The sequence below is a fragment of the Streptomyces sp. NPDC014861 genome (genome assembly GCF_043081625.1).
In the GTDB taxonomy this organism is placed as follows: Bacteria; Actinomycetota; Actinomycetes; order Streptomycetales; family Streptomycetaceae; genus Streptomyces.
This window is the reverse complement of the sequence record NZ_JBIBWV010000003.1, coordinates 154,912-169,141: the sequence shown is the minus strand read 5'-3', so window position 1 is coordinate 169,141 and position 14,230 is coordinate 154,912. Positions and strand designations below refer to the sequence as shown.

At 75.5% G+C, this 14,230-nt stretch carries 9 protein-coding genes; 2 read left to right on the top strand and 7 right to left on the bottom strand.

Annotated elements, in window-relative coordinates; translation table 11 throughout:
- Positions 1-149: 149 nt before the first annotated feature.
- The 4 genes from ACF1BN_RS07485 to ACF1BN_RS07470 form a co-directional block, all read right to left on the bottom strand.
- Positions 150-3,365, bottom strand: a complete 3,216-nt coding sequence (locus ACF1BN_RS07485) for a hypothetical protein (protein WP_392330632.1) — start codon at positions 3,363-3,365, stop codon at positions 150-152.
- The gene (locus ACF1BN_RS07480; protein ID WP_392330631.1) at positions 3,366-5,237 is read right to left on the bottom strand and encodes an HSP90 family protein; all 1,872 of its coding nucleotides are present in this window, start codon (positions 5,235-5,237) and stop codon (positions 3,366-3,368) included.
- Positions 5,238-5,584: 347 nt separating this feature from the next.
- On the bottom strand, positions 5,585-6,562 hold the full coding sequence (locus ACF1BN_RS07475; RefSeq protein WP_392330630.1) for a hypothetical protein: 978 nt from the start codon (positions 6,560-6,562) through the stop codon (positions 5,585-5,587).
- Between the two features lie 332 nt (positions 6,563-6,894).
- A complete protein-coding gene (locus ACF1BN_RS07470; RefSeq protein ID WP_392330629.1) occupies positions 6,895-8,391 on the bottom strand; it encodes a carboxylesterase/lipase family protein in 1,497 nt (498 codons plus the stop codon).
- Between the two features lie 205 nt (positions 8,392-8,596).
- Here ACF1BN_RS07470 and ACF1BN_RS07465 point away from each other — a divergent pair, with 205 nt between their 5' ends.
- A complete protein-coding gene (locus tag ACF1BN_RS07465) occupies positions 8,597-8,998 on the top strand; it encodes a hypothetical protein (RefSeq protein ID WP_392330628.1) in 402 nt (133 codons plus the stop codon).
- Positions 8,999-9,193: 195 nt separating this feature from the next.
- On the top strand, positions 9,194-10,078 hold the full coding sequence (locus tag ACF1BN_RS07460) for an NAD-dependent protein deacetylase (protein WP_392330627.1): 885 nt from the start codon (positions 9,194-9,196) through the stop codon (positions 10,076-10,078).
- An 18-nt stretch (positions 10,079-10,096) separates the two neighbouring features.
- Here the strand turns inward: ACF1BN_RS07460 and ACF1BN_RS07455 are convergent, their stop codons facing one another.
- The 3 genes from ACF1BN_RS07455 to ACF1BN_RS07445 form a co-directional block, all read right to left on the bottom strand.
- Entirely contained in the window at positions 10,097-10,963 is an 867-nt protein-coding gene (locus ACF1BN_RS07455; protein WP_392330626.1) for a TSUP family transporter, read from the bottom strand.
- Positions 10,964-11,079: 116 nt separating this feature from the next.
- The gene (locus ACF1BN_RS07450; protein ID WP_392330625.1) at positions 11,080-11,889 is read right to left on the bottom strand and encodes a response regulator transcription factor; all 810 of its coding nucleotides are present in this window, start codon (positions 11,887-11,889) and stop codon (positions 11,080-11,082) included.
- Between the two features lie 31 nt (positions 11,890-11,920).
- Positions 11,921-13,627, bottom strand: coding sequence for an amidohydrolase (locus ACF1BN_RS07445; RefSeq protein ID WP_392330624.1), 1,707 nt, complete (start codon positions 13,625-13,627; stop codon positions 11,921-11,923).
- Between the last annotated feature and the right edge of the window lie 603 nt (positions 13,628-14,230).

The window sequence follows — 14,230 nt, the reverse complement described above, 5'->3', positions numbered from 1 at the left end:
ACCGGGGGGGGCGCCCCCCCCCCCCCCCCGCCCCCCCCCCCCCCCCCCGCGGGGGGGGGCCCCCCCCCGGGGGGGGGGGCCCCCCCCCCCGCCCGCCCCCCCCCGGGCCCGCGGGGAGCGGGCGGTGCGGCGGGGTGCCGCGTCGCCGGTCAGCGGGAGAGGAACTCCTGGCGGAGGGCGTCGAGGACGTGCGACGCCTCCGGGTGCCCGGAGTTGCGGCAGCGGGCCGCCGCGGTGGTGAGGCGGGCGATGGCCTCGTGGGTGCGCTCCAGGCCGTTGCCCTCGATGAGGGCCGCGACGCGGACGGCCTCGGCGCGCGCGAGTTCGCCCCGCTCGCCGCCCTCGTCGTGCGACGCGATCGCCGCCTCGGCCTCCGGCAGTGCCTCCTCGAAGCGGCCCGCCTCGGCCAGCACGCGGGCGCGGCGGTAGTGGATCTCGCCCCGCTCGTACCAGACGGCGAAGCCCTCCTCGCCCGGCGGCAGGGCGGCGAGCACCGCGTCGGCGCGGGCCAGGTGCGCCAGGGCGGTGTCGACGCCCTCCTCCTCTCGGCTCCGCATGGTGAGCCGGGCGAACTCCCGCATCATCAGGATGACGATCGGCGGGTTCGGCGCCTCGGCGTGGGCCGCGACGGCCCGCTCGTACGCCACGTCCGCCGCGTCCCAGCGGTCCGCGAGGGCGAGCGTGGTCGCCGCCTCGGCCGCCACCAGGGTGAGGACCCCGCCGCGGTCCTCCTCCGGCCAGCCGGCGACCGTGTCCGCGAGGCGGAGCAGTTCCTCGGCGGCCGGCAGGTACTCCTCCAGCTCGCGCAGGCCGCGTCCGAAGGTCAGCCGGGCCTGGGCGAGGGCCCGTTCGCCGATGCCGGAGGAGGCGTCGTCGGCGAGGACGGACTCCAGCACGGCGACCGCGTCTGCCTGCTGCCCCGACCGGGCCAGGACCTCGGCGAGCTGGAGGCGCGCCGCGGTGGCCTCGCCCGGGTCCCCCGCCTGGTCGAAGCGGGCCGCGGCCTCGGAGAGGTGGCGGACGGCGGCGCCGAAGTCGCCGAGGTGCGAGGAGGCGTGGCCGAGGAGCATGTGGGTCGGGGCGAGCGCGAAGGAGGTGTCGTCGTACGTGACGGCGTCCGCGAGCGCCGAGTGGAGGAGGTCCACCGCCTCCTGCTGCTGGTCCTGGGCGAGCAGGACCTGCGCGAGGAGGGCGGACGGGCGCGGCCTGCGCCAGGGCCGCCCGGCGGCCTCCAGGTCCTGGAGGGCGGCGCGGAGTTCCCGCTCGGCGTCGGCGAGGTCGCCGCGCCGGCCGGCCATGTCCGCGACGAACTGGCGCGCGTTGGCGCTCTGGTGCGGATAGCCGAGTCGCGTCGCCTCCGCGCGGAGGGTGTCGACGGCCCGGTCGAACCGCTCCGTCGCCGCCTCGACGCCGTCCGCCGGAGCACCCGCCCCGGCGGCGTCGGGCGCAGCCCCCGCAGCCGGAGCACCCGCCCCCACAGCGTCGGGCGCAGACCCCGCCCCGACGCCATCGGCTGCGGCGCCGTCGACCGCCGGGCCGGCCCCGTCGGCGGCCGGCTCGCGCACCGGCACGTCGCCGTCCGGCGCTCTCCCGACCCCGTCGCCGTCCGGCTCGCTCTCCGCCCCGTCGTCGTGGCCGGCGGCCCGGGCCAGGGCGTCGAGCAGCTCCTGGTACGCGGAGTACGCCGCCGAGTAGCGGACGGCGAGGTACGCCAGGGCGCGCTCGGCGTGCAGGTCGGTGCCGAACGCGGCCTCCGCCTCGCCCAGCGGCCGCCCGTCGAAGGGCGTCTCCGCGAGCAGCTTCTCGGCCGCGCCCAGCACCTCGTCGAGGGCGGTGCGGGTCGTGTCACGGTCCGGTCCCGGCGCCTCGTCGCGGGCGCCGGGGGGCGCCGTCCAGGCGAGCGAGCGGGCCCTGGCGGAGAGGGCGTGCCAGGGCATGTCCAGGCGCTCGAAGTGCGCGACGGCCGTGGCGAGCGCGGCGGCGCCGGCCGCGTGGCGGTCGTCGATCCAGAGCCGCTGGGCCTCGTGCTCGGCCAGTTCGGCGCGGAGCAGGTCCTCGGGACCGAGGGTGGTGTCGTACGGGCCGGTGGCCTCGGCGAGGCGTTCGCCGATCCGCGTCCAGAGCCGGGCGTCGCCGGGGTGCCCGTCGCGGGACATGCGACGGGCCTCGCGGACGAGCTCGGCGAAGTCGTCGGGGACCGTGATCCGGGCGGTGGCGGGGGTGACCGCGACGGGCACCGGGGACGTGGTCCGGACGGCGGCGGCCGCGCGCAGGCCGAGCGGCAGCGGCTCGTCGAGGAGAGGGCCGGTGGCGAGGCGGGCGCGGCGCCGGTCGCCGACCGCGCCGGTGCCGTTGCGGGCGTCGAAGGCGGCGGCGAGGGGTTCGGCCTCGGCGCGGACGTGGGCGAGGAGTTCGCCGGCGGTCCACTCGCGGCCGGGCGGGCCGGCGACGGCCGTGTCGTCGTGGCCGTCCCCGACGAGCCGGGCGAGCAGCACCTCGGCGCCGGTGAGGAAGCCGAGGCGGTCGAGCGGGGCGCCCGTCGCCTCGAAGAGGGGCCGGTTCTCCGCGAGGATCTCCAGGCCTCGGCCCTCGTTGCGGGAGAGGGCGCAGAACTCCAGGTGGAGGCCGACCTCGGCCTGCATGCCGGTGCTGCCGCGCACCTTGCGGTAGCCGGTGAGGTGGTGGGAGCGCGCCTCGTCGGTGCGGCCGGTGCGCAGCAGCGGCAGCAGGGCGCGCGCCTGGCTCATCTGGGGTTCCTCGCTGCACGCCTGCTCGCCGTCGAGGACGGGCCGCCAGGTGTCGAGGGCGCGCTGGTCGTCGCCGGTGGTGACGTGGTGCCAGGCGTGGTGCCGGGTCTCGCACGCCTCGCAGTCGCTGAGGTCGGTGCGGGGCCTGGTGGCCCACAGGTCGTACGCGTCGGCGACGCCGGTGCCGGTGTGGTGGGCGAGGTGGTAGCGCATGGCGGCCACGGGCTGGACGCCGTGGTCGGCGGACTCGTACCGGCTGCGCATCTGGTCGATCCAGCCGCCGATGGTCGCCAGCGGCATCTCGGGGACCTGGAGGAGGGAGGTGGTCACCCACTTGAAGCGCCAGAAGACCTGGTGGGCCTCGTAGGGGCTGAAGGAGTCGGGGTCGGAGTCCCACAGCTTGAGGACGCGGGCGAAGGCGACGGGCGACTTGCGCTGCTCGCCGGTGAACTCGTACGCCGTCATGAGTTCGAGGAGCGCCGTGACGAGCACGTCGCTCTTCTCGAAGGCCTCGGCGGCCTCGACGAGTTCCTCGGCGGTGATGGTGCGCGCCAGTCCGTGGGGGCGTTCGTGGTTCTCGCGGAGAGCTTCGACGACGGCCTCGGGGGTGTCCAGCATCTACAGTTCCTTCCGGGGCTCGAAGCCGGGGGCGGCGTCGCCGGGGTGGTGCATGGCGTGGGTGAGCAGGCCGATGAAGGCCCGGTTGAGCAGGGCGCTCTCACTCGCGCGCAGCGGGCGGCGGCTGAGCAGCAGCGCCTGCCCGTACAGGGCCTCGGCGGTGGTGACGGCGAGGCCGCGTTCGCCGATGGTGAGGGCCTGGCGGACCAGCGGGTTGAGGTGGTTGAGCACGAGCTGGGCGCGCGGGGTCTCGTCGCGGAGCGAGCCGAGGATGTCGGCCCACAGGCCGTCGCTGTCCGCGGCCAGGCCGGACCGGGTGCGCTCGTGCCGGGCGTCGCGGTTGTCGAGGAGCAGCGCGGGTGCGGTGACGGGCTGGAAGTCGCGCAGGACGACATCGCAGTCGTGGACGCCGATGGTCTCGCGGGCGACCGCGAGGAAGGCGGCGGCGCGCAGTTCGGCACCGGGGTCGACGGCGTCGAGGTGGGCGGTGACGGTGGCCGGGTCGAGGTCGGTGACGGACGTGCCGGGACGGATCTCGGGGAGCCGGTGCACGAGGTCGCGGTCGTAGGTGTAGCCGCCGTTGACGACGCCGAGTCCGGCGGCGGAGGCGATCGGCGCCACTTGGCGGAACTCCTCGACGCTGCGCGTCACGAGGAGCGTCGGGTGGGTCCGCGCGAACTCCTCCAGGGTGACGTTGCCGTCGGTGGTCTCGAACGGCAGCCAGGGCAGCACGATCCGCAGCAGCTCGTCGTCGTAGCGGGCGAGCGCCTTGACCGCGAGGTGGTGGGTGTCGATGAAGCGGTGGAGGAGGGCGGGGTCGCTGGCGGCGAGCCCGGTGAGCCAGTCGCGGATGCGGTCGCCGAGGGCGTCCCGTACGGCGGACAGTGTGCCGTCCTCGTACAGCGCCTCGCGGGACGCGGTCGGCCGCAGGCTGGTGGTGTCGATGACGCAGCGGACGAAGAACGCCCATTCGGGGAGCAGTTCGGGCGCCTTGTCGGAGAGCAGCATGCCCTTGAGGTGGACGCGGTGTCCGGCGCGCTGCGCCGGGCTCACGGCGGCCGGCAGGACGTAGGCGACGCCGCGGAGTCCGGCGGCCGGCAGGTCCAGCTCGATGGAGTCGAGCGGGGTGAAGTCGAAGAGGTCGCGGCAGTACGCGGTGTACGCCTCGCGCTTGGCGAGCGGGGAGCGGTGCGTCCGCTCCCACGGCGGCGCCTCGTTGATCCGGTGGGTCTCGCCGCGCGCGTCGACGACGGTGACCTCATGGCGCAGGAGCCCGCCGTAGTGCCGGGCCAGGGAGACGACCTGTCGGGGGGCGGTCCACTCGGCGTTGTCGGCGCGCGGCACGAGCGTGACCGTGGTGCCGGGCTCGGGGAGCGTCGCGGCGGGCAGGGTGCGGATGGTGTAGCGGCCGTCGGAGTGGCCGCGCCACTCGACGGTGGGGGCGGCCGGGTCGGCGGCGGACCGGCTCAGGACGGTGATCTCGTCGGCGACGACGAAGCAGGCGAGCAGGCCGATGCCGAACTGGCCGATGAAGTCCCCGCGCTCGGCGGCGAGCCCGGCGCCGTCGAGGGCGCCGTCGGCGGTCCGCTTGGAGCTGCGCCCGATGGTGGCGAGGAAGCGGTGCACATCGGCTTCGGTGAGGCCGACGCCGGTGTCCGTGACGGTCAGCGTCTCCCCGGTGCGCACGGTGATCGCGCCGGGCGTGCCAGGGTGGAGCGCCTGCCGGGCGGTGATGGCGTCGACGGCGTTCTGCAGCAGTTCGCGCAAGTAGACGCGGGGGCTGGAGTAGAGGTGGTGGGAGAGCAGGTCGACCAGGCCGCGGAGGTCCACCTGGAAGGTGTGGGCGGTCGGGGAGGTCTCGGGGTGGGACACCTGGCGCAGTCCTTCGGTGCGCGCCCGCGCGCTGTGCGGCGCGGACGGGGTGCGGTGGGATGGATCCGTACGGGAGGGGTGGGGCGGGTGGGAGGGGTGGGAGGACGAGGGGCGGGCGGACCGGGAGGGCTGAAGCCGGAGCCGGAACCGGTACGCGGGCGGGCGGGCGGATCGGACGACTGGAGGCACGGACGCCCGGTGCGGCTGGAGAGCCGTAGGGGCTGGGAGTCCGAAGGGGCGGAGGTCCGGGGCTTCGAGGCTCCGGGGCTCTGCCCATGGGGCGGCGGTGCCTCTCGGCGTCCGCCGCGCGGCGCTCCCGGTCCCGCCGTTCGCCCCGGTCCCGCTCCTCAGCGTCCGGCGTAGGCCCTGTGCTCCTTGTACGCCTTGGCCGGGTCGGAGCCGTTGAGGTAGTACCAGGGGAACTCGGTGACCCGTCCTTCCGTGGCCCGGAAGCACTCCCGGGCCGAGGCGGTGTCGCCGGCCAGCGAGAACGCCATGGCGAAGGTGTTGAGGACCGGGAGCCAACCGCTTCCCTGGACGAAGTCCGGGTGGCGGAAGGAGTGGTCGGCGGCCTCGTTGAGCGAGGCGATCACTTCGGGCCGCTGGATGTAGCGGGCGTCGGGGCCGGAGTCGAGGGCGAGCCAGTGCTCCAGGTGCGCGACGGCGACGAGCTGGCCGAGCAGCGACCCGCCGGGCGCGCCGAAGGCCGCGGCGCGGGCGAAGGCGTGCATCTCCTCGTGGGAGCCGCTCCACTTCTCGCAGACCTGCTGCAAGCGCTGCTGGTGCGCGCCCAGGTGGTGCGGGTCGCGGCGGACGCTCGCCTCGAAGCGGCGCCGTGCCACGTCCTGTCCGACCTGGAGGCCGCGGCCGGTGATCTGGAGGCCGTACCAGGGCGAGAGCCAGCCGGGCTCCCGCTCGGCGACCTCGTACAGCCACGCCTCGGCCGTGGTCAGACGCTCGAAGAAGATCCGGAACTGCTCGCGGGACACGTCCTTGGCGCGGGCGGCCGTCCTGGCCTCCCAGGCCCAGCTGATGTGCCGGACGGCCGCGACGAGGCGCGGCAGTGTCGCCTCGGGGTCCGCCGCCATCACGTCGGCGATCCACCGCTCGACTCCGGCGACGTCGCCGACGGCCCAGAGGAGGCCGGTGCGGTCCTCGCTCTCGGACCGGGCTTCGAGCACGTCCCGTACGGTCGCCCAGTCCGCCGCCTCGGCGGCCTCGCGGACACGGCGCGCGTCCGGGTCGCGGGCGTCCCCTTCGACGCGCGCGACGGGCCGCCCCGTCCATCGTCCCAGCGTGTTCCCCAACTCCCGGAGCACCGCCATCTCCCCACCCCTTGCTGTGTGCGCACGAGGCGGCTGATGATCGTCCCACCCCGTGGGTGTAGTGACTATCACGCGCGACCGACAATCGCACACCTGTATGTGCCCGCAGGTCAGGTAGGTCGGATCGGGCAGGCCGGGCGGAGGGTGCGGCTTGCGGGTGGTCTTGTCCGTGTACGGGGCCCACGGCAGCGTGGAGCCGGTGGCGGGGCCCGCGACGCGACTGCGGGAGCGGGGCGCGCGGCGGGCCGCTGACCGCCTGACCTCGACGTCGGCCCGGGCCGAAGGCGGGGCCGATGCCGGGTCCGGGGCCGGCTTCGGGGCAGAGGTCACCGTCAGGGGCGGAGCACGGGCATGGCGACGTCCGCCCAGAGGACGCGGGGCGGGGTCGGGCGGGAGACCGGGGGCTGGTCCTCGGGCCTCCAGATCCGGGCGGTCTCTCCGGCGGTGCTTCCCATCGGTGCCCAGCCCGGGTCACCGGTCGCGGCGAAGTCCGCCCAGGCGCGGACCATGCGCCGGGCCAGCTCACGGTCCTCGGGGGTGGGGGCTCCGCCGATGAGGAACGACAGGCGGGGGTCGTCGAGGTTCCCCCAGGCGAAGGGCATGTCCGCGCAGTGCCAGGCGCGGATATGCGTACCGTCCGCCGCCTCGCGCCGGCGGTCGAAGAGGGACAAGTGTGCCCGGCCGCCGGCCCCGGCGTGGGCCTCGGCGAGGCGGTGGGCGAACTCGGTGAAGAGCAGGTCGCCGAAGACGGAGAGGTGGACGTCGGGGACCTGGGCACGGGGCGTCGCGGCGCGGTAGCCGGCGAGCAGTTCCTCCGGGAGGCCGAAGTCGGCCGCGAAGCGGGCGAGTCGGGCGCCGGTGGTGAGCTTGGCGCAGCTTCCGACGGCGTCGAGGAGCCAGTACTCCTCCGTGGTGTGGCAGACGAGCAGGTCCACGTCCCGGGCGACTCCGGAGGCCAGTGCCGCGAGGGGGTCGACGGGCAGGGTGACGCCACCGAGGACGGGGGCGAAGAGGGAGGGGTCGTAGTGGCGGGAGCCGGAACCGGGATCGCTCCGGTACGCCTCGACGACCCGGTCGGCGGCGGCGACCAGGGCGTCGGGGGCCGCCGACGCGAGGCCGGCGGGCGTGGCGGGGCAGCCCGCCGCCGCCGCGATCTCGCGGGTGGTCGACGCGGCGATGTCGGGTGTGTGGAAGACACTGGCCGGACTGTGGGCGACGGCCCGGCGGAACAGGCCGCGGGCCCCGTCCATGACCATCAGGCACGCCACCGACGCGGCTCCGGACGACTGGCCGGCGAGCGTGACGTTGCCGGGGTCGCCGCCGAACGCGGCGATGTTCTCCCGCGTCCAGCGCAGGGCGGCGACCTGATCGAGAAGGCCCCGGTTGTCGGGGGCGCCGGGCACGTGCCCGAAGCCCTCGAAGCCCAGGCGGTGGTTGAGGGTCACCACCACCAGCCCGGCCCGGGCGAGCGCCGTGCCGTCGAAGTCGGGCTGGGCGGAGGAGCCGAAGGTGTACGCGCCGCCGTGCAGCCAGACGAGCACCGGAAGGCGGTCGCCGCCGTCCGCGGGGGTCCAGACGTTGACGGTGAGGACGTCCTCGTCGCCGGGCGACCAGACAGGGGCTCCGGGCAGCTCCGCCGACTGCGGCGCGATCGGCCCGAACGCCGTGCCGTCCCGTACCCCGCTCCACGGCTCGGCCGGGAACGGTTCGCGGAAGCGGCGGGCGCCGAACGGCGGTGCCGCGTAGGGGATGCCGAGCACGGCGACGACGTCGGCCGCGGCCCGGAACCCCCGGACGGCGCCGGAGTGCGTCTCGAAGACGTCGTCCACGGGAAGTGCCTCGTTTCGTTCGGGAGAGGAGGGTACGGGGCGGGGTGCGGGACCCCAGCCTCGCGGCCCGTCACCCGTCCGGTCCAACACCTGAACCGTCGTGATCCACGCACTCTCGTTGTCAATAGGGGCGGTGAACGGAGGGCGCGCGGAGGACAGGGGGCCGCCGGATCACCGGCGGGGACCGCTGCTAGATTCGTCCGCCATGCGATCCAAGGACTTCGACCTCGACTTCCGCGACAGGGCCCGGCGGACGAGCGCCTGGGGCGTCGGGCTGCTGGCCGTGGCCGGACTGCTGTGGGCGTGGTGCGCGGTGCTGCTGCTCACGTCGTACGAGGTGGACCGCAAGCCCGACGACAAGTACCCGGCCGAGTGCGAGGCCCGCCTCCTGACCGACGAGAGCACCGCCAACCGGGGCCTGCGCCAGAACTCCTGGTGCCAGAACGAGCGCGACTGGCCCGAGGCCCTGGCCGTCCTCGGACTCTCCCTCCCCGTCTCGATCGCCGGCGTCGCCCTCCTCACCACCGGCACCGTGAGCCGGCGCATGAGCGCACACGCCGAGGCCATGCGTGAACTGGACCGACTCGTCGAGGCGCGGGACGCCTGACCCCGTCGCCGCCCGGCGGTCCATCTCGCCGCCCGCCGGTCCGATCTCGCGGCCCTCTCAGCCCTCGCGGCCCGGCTGTCCGACACCGCCGCCCGACTGTCCGACGTCGCGGCCGCCCTGCGTTCCGGCGACCGGGTCACCCGGTCGTCCGGCTGTGGTCGGCGTGACCGGGGCGTCCTTTCGTACGCTGGCGGCATGCGTATGCGCCCTACCTTGAGCTGGACCCCGACCGAGGACCTCCCGCCGGGGACGACGGACCTGGAGCCGGTCGTCGACGTGGTGCGGGCGGGGGGTGTGCTGGTGCTCAGCGGAGCGGGGATCTCGACCGAGTCGGGGATCCCCGACTACCGGGGCGAGGGCGGCAGCCTGAGCCGGCACACACCGATGACGTACCAGGACTTCACCGGCGGGGCCGCGGCCCGGCGGCGGTACTGGGCGCGCAGCCATCTGGGCTGGCGGACGTTCGGACGGGCCCGGCCGAACGACGGACACCGGGCGGTGGCCGCCTTCGGGAGGGAAGGGCTGCTCGGCGGGGTGATCACCCAGAACGTCGACGGCCTGCACCAGGCCGCCGGCAGTGACGGGGTCGTGGAGCTGCACGGAAGTCTCGACCGGGTGGTGTGTCTGGGCTGCGGCGACGTCAGCGCGCGGCGGGAGCTGGCGCGGCGGTTGGAGGAGGCCAATCCCGGGTTCGATCCGGTGCCCGCCGCGCTGAACCCCGACGGGGACGCCGACCTCACGGACGAGCAGGTCGCGGATTTCCACGTGGTGCCGTGCGTGGTGTGCGGCGGGGTGCTCAAGCCGGACGTGGTGTTCTTCGGCGAGACGGTGCCGGCGGCGCGGGTGGAGCACTGCCGGGCGCTGGTGCGGGAGGCGGCTTCGGTGCTGGTGCTGGGGTCGTCGCTGACGGTGATGTCGGGGCTGCGTTTCGTGCGGCAGGCGGCGCAGGCCGGCACGCCGGTGGTGATCGTCAACCGGGATCCGACGCGGGGCGACCGGCTCGCCGCGGCCCGTGTCGAGCTCCCTCTGGGCAAGGCGCTCACCTCCGTCGCGGAACGGCTGGGGGTGCCCGTCGGCTGACGGGCCTCTCCCTCCGCGTCAGGTGAGGGCCTGGGCGGCGTAGAGGGCGCCGATCGTCGTGGCGAGCGTGCCGAGGAGGAGCCGGAGGGCGCGTTCCGGGAGGCGGGGCTGGAGGCGGGCGCCGAGGTAGCCGCCGACGAGGCCGCCGAGGCCGCAGGCCAGGCCGAGCCACCAGTCGGGGGCGATGTCGCCGGTGCCGAGGAGGGACAGGACGGCGTACGTGGCCGCGCCGACGACGGAGGTCACGAACGTGGTCGCGAGGGCGGCCGGCGCGACCCGCGCCACGGGCAGTCCCCGTGCCACGAGCACAGGACCGACGAGGGAGCCGCCGCCGATGCCGTAGATGCCGCCGACGACCCCTACGGCGAGGGCGAGCGCGGTCAGCCCGGCCGGGGAAGGCTCCACGACCGGAGAAGGCTCCCGGGCCGGAGAAGGCTCCACGACCGGTGAAGGCTCCCCGGCTGGGGAAGGTTCCGCGGCCAGGGAGGCCGCCGGGCCGGGGCGGCGGGCCGGGAGGAGGGTGCGGGCGCAGAGCCAGACGCCCAGGGGCAGGAGGAGTCCCGCGATCAGAAGGCGGTAGACCGTCGGGCCCGGCAGGGCGTACACGCGGATCACGGCGCCGACCACCACCCCGGGCAGCGTGCCGGCGACGAGGCGCCGGGCCAGCGGGCCGCGCAGGGCGCCGTCGCGGCGGTAGCGCCAGAGGGCGCCGGGGCCGGCCACCACGTTGAACAGCAGGTTCGTCGGTGTGATGGAGGGGTTCGGCACGCCGAAGACGCTGAGGTGGACCGGGAGGAGGAAGACGGCACCCGACACCCCGACGGGCGCGGTCACCACCGAGATCAGCAGGCCGGCCGTCACGCCCGCCACCAGCGTCCATTCCATCGCCCGCGCTCCCCCGCCCCGTCCCTCTGCCCGTCCCCCGGCCCGTCCCCCGGCCTGTCGGCCGTGGATCAGTATCCGCCGCATCCACCCGCCCCTGCGGTGGGGGGGTGGGGCGGTCAGGCAGCGGGGGCGAGACCCCAGGCGGCGGCCTTCGCGGCGGCGGCGGCACGGTTGGGGACGTCGAGCTTCGCGAGGATGTGCTCGACGTGGGTGCCCACCGTGCGGGGCGTGATGTACAGGCGCTCGGCGATCTGCCGGTTGGTGCGGCCGGCCGTCAGCTCGGCGAGCACCTCCAGCTCCCGAGGCGAGAGCCCGCCGGGCCGGGCCGTCTCAGCGCGAGGCGAGAGCCCGCCCGGCCGGGCCGCCTCCGCGCGGGGCGCGGGCACGGCGCCCTCCGGAGGCGGCGCGGCCTCGCAGGAGGCCACCGCCGCGGCGAGGGACTCCGTGAGGAGGGTGACGACGGCGCGGGCCGGGGCTGGGGTGCGGCGGCGCCCGCGGACGCTGATGTTCAGCATCCCCACGTACCGCCCGTCGGCGGCGAACAGGCACTGGGCCACGCCGTCCTCGATCCCGAGGGGGGACAGCACGTCCTGGAAGCCCGGTGACGCGGCCAGCAGGTCCCGCGGGACGTCCCCGAGCCAGAGCCCGCCCCGCGCCGGACCGCGCAGCACCGGGAACACCGGGTCGTGGTGGAGCCGGGTCTCGATGTACGCCGTCGCGTCCTCGGGATAGCTGCCGGCCAGCGTGGTGTGGCGCCGCCGCCGCGGGTCCCACCGGGTGAGGGAGGCGTGGTCGTGCCGGACCACCTCGGCCAGGGCCGTCAGGACCGTGTCGGCGCTCGCGGCGCCGGCCGCGGCGCTCCTGGCGGCTTCCCGGACGCGGAGGGCCGAGTCCAGAAGGTCCGCCGTGTCGTGCTGTGCTGCCATCCCTCCAGGATGATCATCCGCTCGGGGTACGTCAATCGAGCAGGGTGTCGTGCACGATCCGCCCGTCCATGACGGTGAGCACGACGGGCATCTCCGGGATGGTGTGCGGGTCGGCGCCGAGCAGGTCCCCGGCCACGACGCACAGGTCGGCGACCTTGCCGGGCTCCAGGGAGCCCTTCCAGTCGTCGGCGAAGTCCTGCCAGGCGGCCTCGATGGTGTACGTGCGGATGGCCTCGGCCAGCGCGATGCGCTGCTCCGGGCCGCTGACCCGGCCGGCGGCCTTCGACTCGCGCAGCACCATGGTGGCGACGCCCTGGCGCCAGTCCGGGTGGGTGACGGGCGCGTCGGAGCCGCTGGCGACCCGGACACCGGCGTCGATGGCGTCGCGGTAGGGCCAGGCGTAGGCGGCGCGGCCGGCGCCGACGAAGTCCTCCTCCATGTCGGCGACGGTCCACTTGATGGTGGGGTTCATGTTGACGCCGTAGCCGTGCGCGGCGAGCACCTTCATGCTGTGGGCGGTGAGGAAGTCGCCGTGGATGACGTAGTGGCGGGCGTCGTCGCGCGGATGGGCGGCGGCGGCCTCGGCGAACGCGTCCGCGACGGTGTCGATGGCCCGGTCGCCGGTGGCGTGGACGCCCAGCTGGTGCCCTGCGGCGTGGGCGTGCCGGACCATGGCCCGGATCTCGCCGACCCGCTCGTCGTCGATGTCGCCGCCGACGCAGAGGGAGCCGCATCCGCCGCCGACGTACGGCTCGTGCATCCAGGCCGTCTTGTTGGGGACGATGCCGTCGGCGAAGACCTTCACGCCGTGGACGGCGAGGCGGCGGGGGTCGTCGCCGACCGTGGTGCCGGCCAGGGCGTCGAGGTTCCGCGCGAACTCCTCCGCGGTGCTCGCCATGCCGGTGGGCAGGACCAGGACGCCGACGCGGGCGGTCAGTTCGCCGTCGGCCAGCAGTCGGCGGTAGACGTCCAGGGTTTCCGCGCCGAGCGCGCCGCGCATGATGCCGTCGCCTCCGGGACCGAGACCCGGCTCGGTGTAGCTGGTGATGCCGAGCCCGGCGAGCGTGGCGAGGGTCGAGCGGATCGCCTCGGTCCGTTCCCGCCGGCCGAGCGGCGGCAGCGCGTTCTGGACGAGGGCCTGCGCCCCCTCGTGGAGCAGGCCGGTCGGCTCGCCCTCGGCGTCCGCGACGATGGCGCCGCCGGGCGGGGCGACGGTGTCGCGGTCGACGCCCATGAGCGCGAGGGCCTGGGAGTTGACCCAGGTGGCGTGTCCGGAGAAGGAGTACAGGACGACGGGGTGGTCCGGGCTGACGGCGTCGAGATCGGCCCGCGAGGGCTGCCGGGACGGGTCGGCGACGCACTCGTCGAGGTAGCCGGTGTCCCAGCCGTGTCCGGTGATCCACTGTCCGGCGGGCGTACGCCCCACGGCCTCCCGTACCGACGCGGCCACGTCCGCGAGGGAGGCGACCGCCGGATGGCTCAGGTCGAGGGAGAGCGGCGGGGTGGACATGCCGAAGGCGCAGCCGTGCAGATGGGAGTCGTTGATGCCGGGGAGCAGCGTGGCACCCGCCAGGTCGACGACGCGGGTGTCGGGTCCGACGAACGGGGCGACGTCCTGGCGCGTGCCGACGGCGCTGATGACCGCGCCCGTCACCGCCAGGGCCTCGGCCACGGAGAATTCCGCGTCGACCGTGACCACCCGTCCACCGACGAACACCAGATCCGCATACGTGCCCACAGAGGGTCCTTTCGAAGGGCGGGCGCCCGACCGGCACCCGCGAACGATCTCCGAGGAGCATCGCCGGACGGACCTTCACCGCACATCGGTCGTTCCACCGATACGGGCATCCGCACGGGCCGCCCGGACCTCTCCCGCGAGCCCTCCGAAGGGGCGGTCCCTACCGGCGCCACGAGCCCTTCGAAGGGGCGGTCCCTTCCGGCGCCACGAGCCCTTCGACGGGCGGTCGCTTCCTGCGCCGCGAGCCCTTCGAAAGGGCGGCCCTTTCAGGCGCCCGGAGGTGTACGAAGGGCCGGCCCCACCCGACACCGCGAGCCCTCCGAAGGGCCGGTCCCCTCCGGCGCCGGGAGACCGGCACGGGGCGGGGGACGACCGGCCGGGGGCGTGGGTGCGGGGCGGCCCGCCGGAGGGCTCGCCGGCGCGGGACGGTCAGCGGGGAGCGGAGGCCGCCGGCGGGGTCCGTCGCGGCGGATGGGCGGCACCATCGCGGCGGAGGCGCGGCAACATCGCGGCAACGAACCCTTCGTATCGCGTGCATGGAATACGCGCGGGCCCCCTCGTAGCGTCCTTCTCGGCGCTTTCCCGCCGACCCCGCACACAGAC

Coding starts and splice junctions, on each gene's coding strand:
- ACF1BN_RS07460 (WP_392330627.1), top strand. CDS start 9,194: ATGCGTATGCGCCCTACCTTGAGCTGGACCCCGACCGAGGACCTCCCG.
- ACF1BN_RS07485 (WP_392330632.1), bottom strand. CDS start 3,365: ATGCTGGACACCCCCGAGGCCGTCGTCGAAGCTCTCCGCGAGAACCAC.
- ACF1BN_RS07455 (WP_392330626.1), bottom strand. CDS start 10,963: ATGGAATGGACGCTGGTGGCGGGCGTGACGGCCGGCCTGCTGATCTCG.
- ACF1BN_RS07450 (WP_392330625.1), bottom strand. CDS start 11,889: ATGGCAGCACAGCACGACACGGCGGACCTTCTGGACTCGGCCCTCCGC.
- ACF1BN_RS07475 (WP_392330630.1), bottom strand. CDS start 6,562: ATGGCGGTGCTCCGGGAGTTGGGGAACACGCTGGGACGATGGACGGGG.
- ACF1BN_RS07465 (WP_392330628.1), top strand. CDS start 8,597: ATGCGATCCAAGGACTTCGACCTCGACTTCCGCGACAGGGCCCGGCGG.